The sequence below is a fragment of the Peterkaempfera griseoplana genome, from assembly GCF_001418575.1.
Lineage (GTDB): Bacteria > Actinomycetota > Actinomycetes > Streptomycetales > Streptomycetaceae > Peterkaempfera > Peterkaempfera griseoplana.
The window spans coordinates 1-6253 of the sequence record NZ_LIQR01000171.1 but is presented as its reverse complement, the minus strand read 5'-3'; the positions used below and the strand labels follow the sequence as shown (position 1 = coordinate 6253).

5 protein-coding genes and 2 pseudogenes are annotated in these 6253 nt (G+C 68.4%); 4 read left to right on the top strand and 3 right to left on the bottom strand.

From position 1 onward, the window contains the following. The coding region (locus tag AOK09_RS43680; RefSeq protein ID WP_245687280.1) for an amidohydrolase family protein at positions 1 to 1238 on the top strand (1238 nt) is incomplete at its 5' end. Here AOK09_RS43680 and AOK09_RS37735 read toward each other — a convergent pair. Further along, the gene (locus AOK09_RS37735) at positions 1128 to 1406 is read right to left on the bottom strand and encodes a GNAT family N-acetyltransferase (protein ID WP_079063037.1); all 279 of its coding nucleotides are present in this window, start codon (positions 1404 to 1406) and stop codon (positions 1128 to 1130) included. The genes AOK09_RS43680 and AOK09_RS37735 overlap by 111 nt on opposite strands. Positions 1407 to 1445: 39 nt before the next feature. After that, positions 1446 to 2300 carry a recombinase family protein gene (locus tag AOK09_RS13810; RefSeq protein ID WP_055587471.1) on the bottom strand — a complete coding sequence of 285 codons (855 nt, stop codon included), beginning with the start codon at positions 2298 to 2300 and terminating at the stop codon, positions 1446 to 1448. Between the two features lie 120 nt (positions 2301 to 2420). Between AOK09_RS13810 and AOK09_RS37730 the strand changes: the two are divergent. The 3 genes and pseudogenes from AOK09_RS37730 to AOK09_RS13800 all read left to right on the top strand — a co-directional run. Continuing rightward, positions 2421 to 2555, top strand: a pseudogene (locus AOK09_RS37730) (flavin reductase family protein); the annotation flags it as partial. Between the two features lie 672 nt (positions 2556 to 3227). Continuing rightward, the gene (locus AOK09_RS13805; protein ID WP_175609300.1) at positions 3228 to 3638 is read left to right on the top strand and encodes a hypothetical protein; all 411 of its coding nucleotides are present in this window, start codon (positions 3228 to 3230) and stop codon (positions 3636 to 3638) included. Between the two features lie 55 nt (positions 3639 to 3693). Then, positions 3694 to 4047 (top strand): annotated as a pseudogene (locus tag AOK09_RS13800) (helix-turn-helix domain-containing protein); the annotation flags it as partial. A gap of 115 nt (positions 4048 to 4162) precedes the next feature. Here AOK09_RS13800 and ltrA read toward each other — a convergent pair. Next, positions 4163 to 5554: a group II intron reverse transcriptase/maturase gene (gene ltrA / locus AOK09_RS13795; RefSeq protein ID WP_456153968.1), complete on the bottom strand. Its 1392-nt coding sequence runs from the start codon at positions 5552 to 5554 to the stop codon at positions 4163 to 4165. Positions 5555 to 6253: the final 699 nt, after the last annotated feature.

The following is a 6253-nucleotide window of genomic DNA, read 5'->3' as shown; positions in this document are numbered from 1 at the left end:
AGCAGGTGGCCCGCACACCCAAGGGGCAGTGGGTGCGCGTGGTGGGCGGCTGGTCGGCCGAGCAGTTCGCCGAACGGCGGCTGCCCACTCCCGCCGAGCTGAATGCCGCCGCACCGGACACCCCGGTGTTCGTGCTGCATCTGTACCAGTCGGCGATCCTGAACCGGGCGGCGCTGAAGGCCGTCGGCTACACCCGGGACACCCCCGACCCCAGGGGCGGGCAGCTGGTCCGGGACCGCAACGGCGACCCCAACGGCATGCTGCTGGCCGCGCCCAGCGCGCTGATCCTCTACTCCACCCTCGCCAAGGCCCCCCTGCTCGACAGCGGGGAGCAGAAGACCTCCACCCTGCACTTCCTGCGGGAGCTGAACCGGTTCGGGCTGACCTCCGCGATCGACGCCGCCGGAGGCTTCCAGAACTTCCCGGACAACTACAGCACGGTGACCGAGCTGGCCAGGGAGGGCCGGCTCTCCCTGCGCATCGCCTATCACCTGTTCCCGCAGACCGCCGGCCAGGAACTCGACGACCTCGCCCGCTGGATCGAGATGGTCCGTCCCGAGGACGTGGTCGACGCCGGCGGAACACAACTCGCCAAGGCACGGATCAGCGACGATGCGGCCGGGTTCGCGCAGCTCACCGCCCTGCTGCTGGAACACGGCGACCGCGCGGACGCGGCCATCCCCGTCGCGATCGAAACCTCACGCGGACTTCTCGTCGCCTGTCTGCGGGCCAGTGGCCGCCCGGTCTACGCGATCAACCCGCTGGCGGTCGCCCGCTACCGCGACCGGCACTCGGTCGCCCGGAGGAAGTCCGATGCCGTTGACGCCGCCGCATTGGCGAACATCCTGCGGACCGACATAGCCGCTCACCGGCCACTACCTGCGGATTCCGAACTCGTGCAGGCGATCGCCGTACTTGCCCGAGCCCAGCAGGACGCTGTCTGGGACCGCGGCCAGGCCCACAACAAACTCCGGTCCCAGCTGCGGGAGTTCTACCCGGCCATCCTGGCGGCGTTCGCCGACCACAAGCACGACCTGTGCTCGCGAGAGGCACGCGCGATCCTGGCTGCGGCTCCGACCCCGACCGCAGCGGCAGGCCTGATCAGTTCTCGCTGTCGAGGGTGGCCATCAGCGGGGCGGCGTAGCGTTCGCAGCCAGGCGGGCGAAGCCGACGAGCGCGCCGCTGGCGCTCTCGATGACCGCGACCGCGTACTCATCGCGGGGCTCTGCAGCGGCTGATGCGATGGAGCGCGTGACGATGGCGCCCACCTGGTCGAGCGAGCGGGGCTCGAACGACAGGTGGGCGGTCGCCTCCGGGCTGCCGTAGATGGTGTGGACTGCGTCGACGTCTTCGACAGTCAACTGTCGGAGAGTAAGACGGGGGCCGCGGCGGCAGATCGGGTGCATGCCGCCGGACTCTACTCCGCGCGGGTCAGCGGCGAAGGGCTAGTGGGGGGCGGCTGAAGGACGCGATCTCCTCAGAGGGTTGTCGGGCGACAACCGCGTTACGAGACCGGCCACTTGAGAGAGCTCCGCGAACGCGGCGCGCGGAGTAGATGATGCCCGCGTTTCGCTGCTCGGCCGGCAGGTGAGGCAGGAGGTGAAGATGCGGCGGACGATGGCGGCTTCTGCGGGCACGGTGGTGCCCTTGCCGGGGCCCTTGCGGACCCAGCCGTAGGCGATGCGGCCCTGGACCTTCCCCTCCTGGGCGAGGGACAGATGCATGCGTGCGACGCGCCGGGCGGTGTCCTCGGAGGACTTCAGGGCCATCACGCACATCATGCGGGCCATGTGCCGGTCGCTGTTGTTGATCAGGTTCATCCGGCCGCCGGTGGCACCGATCACCGGACGCTTGACGTACTCGACGACGTCGATGAGGTCTTCCAGGTCGCGCGGCTGACGCACCAGGCGGTCCAGGTCGTAAAAGATCACTCCGTCGATGATCCCGCTCGCCAGGTCGGCCAGCAGCTGACGGAACTTCGGACGCATCACCACCCAGTCGATCGACCCGTCCGCCCGCACGAGCTTCTTCTTCTTGAACGCCGAGGTGTCGTTCTCCTTGTAGACCCGGGCAAAGGGTCCCCAGGCGAGTCGGGTGCGGGTGTCCTCGGAATCCTCCAACTGCCGCTCCACGCCGGCCTCCAGACCGAACCGGTCGGAGGAGATCCGCAGAAATGCCCCAGGTCGCTGTGGCACGAACGCGGACAACTGGTCGTGGATGTCGAGAGTGATGCCGCGGTTGCGGACGTGCGCGGGGAGCTCGAAGTCGTCCCGGACGGACAGGGCGGACGAATGCGTCATGAAAGGCTCAGCCTGGCTGCTCGCGGCGGACCGGCCCCGGACACCTTCCGTCGCACCGACGGACGCCCATGCGCCCGTGTGGCTGGCACGCTGCAGGTTTCCCGCGGCGATACTGGCCCCATGCGCATCGACTACGACCCCGACGCAATGGATCCAGGGGCCTTCTACAAGCTGCTCACGGCCGTGGTGGTGCCACGGCCGATCGCCTGGGTGTCCACCCTGTCCGGAGACGGCGAGACGGCGAACCTCGCACCCGCCTGGTTGTGAGGAAAGCGGTGTCGGCTACGTGGACTGTAGCTTGGACGCCGCCGCGATGGTCGACGATGGAGTCGGCTTTCCTCCTGGTGCGCACCGTTCGCCGCAGGGCGCGCACCGTCGGTGGGCCGTGGGTGAGAATCCGCTCACGGAACGCCCTGCTGATGGTTCAGGGGCCTGCTCGTTGCGGACCAGGTTCAGCTTGCGATCAGGTGGTAGGCGGCTGGGCTGCAGTGGTTCGGGAACCCCGGCGGGCGCTGGCCTGGGGTAAGGATCTGGAGGGCGTGCGGCAGTGGGTGACCGGCAGCATTGGGCGGGGGACGATGCTCAGCGCGCCGCAGCGTTGATCTGGGCGATCCTTTCGGGGAGCTCGGTCAGGATCTCGATGCGGAGGGTCGGCAGTTTCTGCGCTTCTGGGTTGCGCCACTGGATGGTGGCCCACGGGCTCCTGCTGCCGCCGATCGACCACGCGCGCGGCCGGATTCGTCCGCGACCGCTGTCACGCCGAGACCCACCGGCAGCCGATCGCTCAGTAGCACCACTGGAGAGCCGGATGCGGGGAAACCCGCACGTCCGTTTTGGGGAGGAGCCGCGCGGAAACGACCCCTCGGGGCACCGCGCCGCGGGGCTGATTCCACGCCCGTCCTGTTCGCCCGGTTGCGATCCCTGCCGTTGAGCGAGGTCACCGCACGGCACTACCAGCGCGGGACCTGCCACGGCCGCCGGGAGACCCGCGCAGTACGCGTGCTGACCGTCACCGACCTGGGGCTGGACTTCCCGCACGCCGTCCAGGCCGGCCGGATCACCCGGTGTCGTATGAGCCTGAAGACCGGGAGGCTGACCCGCCAGACCGTCTACGCGCACACCGACCTGAGCCACCACCAGGCATCATCTGAGCGGATCGGCAAGCTTGCCCGCTCGCAGTGGACCATCGAGAACCGCCTGCACTTCGTGCGGGACACCACCTTGCGTGAGGACGCCTCCAAGGTCCGTACCGGCCGCGGTCACCGGAACATTGAGCTGTTTCCAACTTGGTTGAGCAGCTGGCAAGTTGGCGTGGGGGTGGTGTCCGGGAAGAGGTGAAGCTCCTGGTAGATGGGTTGTCGACCAAGATCAACCTGTCCGCCCGGAGCTTCGCGTGCTTGTGTACCCATCGGGGATCGATCTGTCCAGCTCGACCCTGCGCTACCTCTCCCGCCTGCTGTCTGCCCGGCGCCTGGAGCTCGGCACGCGGTGGCGCCGGCTTCCCGCGGACCGGCAGGCCCTGATGGCCTTGGCCCACCTGCGGTGCGGCCACACCTACGCCCAGCTCGCGGCCGGCTTCGGCGTCGGGATCGCCACCGTCTACCGCTACATCACCGAGGCGGTCGACGTCCTGGCCGCGGTCGCCCCGGACCTCGCCACGGCCACCCGCGCCGCCACACGCAAGGCGTTCGTCATCCTCGACGGCACCCTGCTGCCCATCGACCGGGTCGCCGCCGACCGGCCGTACTGTTGAGTCGGCACGGAGCGCGGTGCCGATGTTGCCATCGGTCCGTTTCTCCGTGCCGCTCGCCGAACCCGGCGTGCGGCTCTCACCGCACCGGGCTCTCCACGGTCTCTGCCGTTCAAGCGTGGTTGAGGGTCCAGGGGTTGGGGATCGTGTTGCCCCGGTAGCGATAGCGGGTGACCGCCGTCGAGACCATCGGGAACAGTTCGATCCCGCCCGCCGTGAGCTTGTGCCACCGGCCGTCGCGGTCGGTGAAGCGTCGGCGGACGTCCTTCCACTTCCAGCGGTGCAGCACCATCCACCAGCTGGTCACCCGTCGCCATACGAACTGGTCCAGGGCCTTCAGCGTGGTCTTGCATACCGCGTGTTTGAAGTAGTTGACCCAGCCGCGCAGGATCTGGTTGATCCTTCTGAGCACGGCCCCGGGGTCCTGCTGCGACGTTCTGTTCGTCAAGGTACGAATTTTGTCCTTCAGCTGCCGGATGGGCCTGTCGGCGATGAAGGTGTAGACGTACCACTTGTTCGAGCCTCGCTTGCGGCGCCACTGGATGCGGAACCCCAGGCAGTCAAACCCGTCCGACATGTGCACGATCTGGGTCTTGGCCGGTGACAGCCTCAGCCCGAGAGGGTGCAGTACGTCGGCGATGTCCTCGCGCAGACGGGCGACGTCGTCACGGCTGCCGTCGACCAGGACGACGAAGTCATCCGCGTAGCGGACGATGCGCCAGTTCGGGCGGCCGTGGTGACGGTGGTGTGCCCGCCTGCCTCTGGTGGACATCCTCCCGCCCGGCTCCCACGGCTCCATCACGTGCTCGTCGAGCGCGGACAGGGCGATGTTCGCCAGGAGCGGGGAGAGGATGCCGCCCTGCGGAGTGCCGGTGAAGGTCTCCTCGCGGCCGCCGCCCTCGATGAGGACTCCGGCCTTGAGAAACGCCTTGACCAGCCGCAGCACGCGCTTGTCCTTGACCCTCGCGCGCACCCGGTCCAGCAGGGCCGTGTGGTCGATGGAGTCGAAGCACGCCTCGATGTCCGCATCCAGCACCCAGCGATAGCCGCTGGTGCCGTAACGGTGGATCTCGGCGACCGCGTCGTGTGCCCGCCGCATGGGCCTGAAGCCGTAGGAAACCGGCTTGAAGTCGGCCTCGAAGATCGGCTCCAGCACCAGCTTGAGGGCCGCCTGGACCACCCGGTCGGAGACGGTCGGGATGCCGAGCTTGCGCACCTTCCCGCTACCACCGGGCTTGGGGATCTTGCGCTCGCGCACCGGCAGCGGGCGAAATTCACCCGTCTTCAGTACGCGTCGCAGGTCCTCCAGGTAACCCGGAAGGCCGAGTTCCCGCTCCACGTCGACGACGGTGATGCCGTCGACGCCGGGTGTCCGGGCCCCCTTGTTTCCCGCGACCCGTTCGAACGCCACGAGCAGCGTCGCCGGGTCGCAGACGAGGTTGAACAGATCGTCGAACCTGCGGCCGTGGTCGGCCGCCGCCCAACGGTGAAGCTTGGCCTGCATCCCCGATACCCGCTGGTGAGACCCCGATGGGGCCTCGGGAGCACTGCTGTTCAGCAGCGCGTCTTTCAGCATTGCAGCCCCCTTCCCTTCTCGAAACCGCTGCCGCCCTTCCCCATGTGCCGGGCTCTCCCCGGCTCGGAGTACTACGGCGGCTCCGCCCCGTCCCGACCCGATCGGCCGACGATGGACCCAGCCCATCCGCCGCGCTGGAGGCGCGGCGGGAGGGCGAAGCAGGGACGGTTCCCGTGTTCACTCGCTGTTCGATCGTCGGAGTAGGAGCCCGGCTATGCCCCCGCGGCCTCGCCACGGCTACCCCGCAGCACTTCACCGTGGCCTCCCCGCACGACCGAAATAGATCGCCCAGGAAGTTCCCCGCCGGCCGAATATCCAGCAGGGACGCACCGCATCCAGCCCAGATCCACCAGGTTCGAGCTGGCGTGCCTTAAGGAGGCGTAGACGCCGGTTCCTCGCGTACTCCTCTCCGTCTCGCTCGCCGGACCCGCACCATCTGGCAGTACTGGCACGTCCCGGCTTTGTCAGGGCTGCTTCCGTCCTCCCCGGCACCTCCCGGATCAGACTGCCCCCAGCTTCAACCGCCCTGCTGCGACAGGACGATGGTGGTGGTCTTTCACCTCCACTCGAACAACAAGCGCCTCACGGCGCACACTCCGGCAAGCACAAGAAGCACGGCATGAACGT

Bases quoted from the DNA above. Each gene is read 5' to 3' on its own strand.
- AOK09_RS37735 (WP_079063037.1), bottom strand. From the start codon at position 1,406: ATGCACCCGATCTGCCGCCGCGGCCCCCGTCTTACTCTCCGACAGTTG.
- AOK09_RS13810 (WP_055587471.1), bottom strand. From the start codon at position 2,300: ATGACGCATTCGTCCGCCCTGTCCGTCCGGGACGACTTCGAGCTCCCC.
- ltrA (WP_456153968.1), bottom strand. From the start codon at position 5,554: ATGCAGGCCAAGCTTCACCGTTGGGCGGCGGCCGACCACGGCCGCAGG.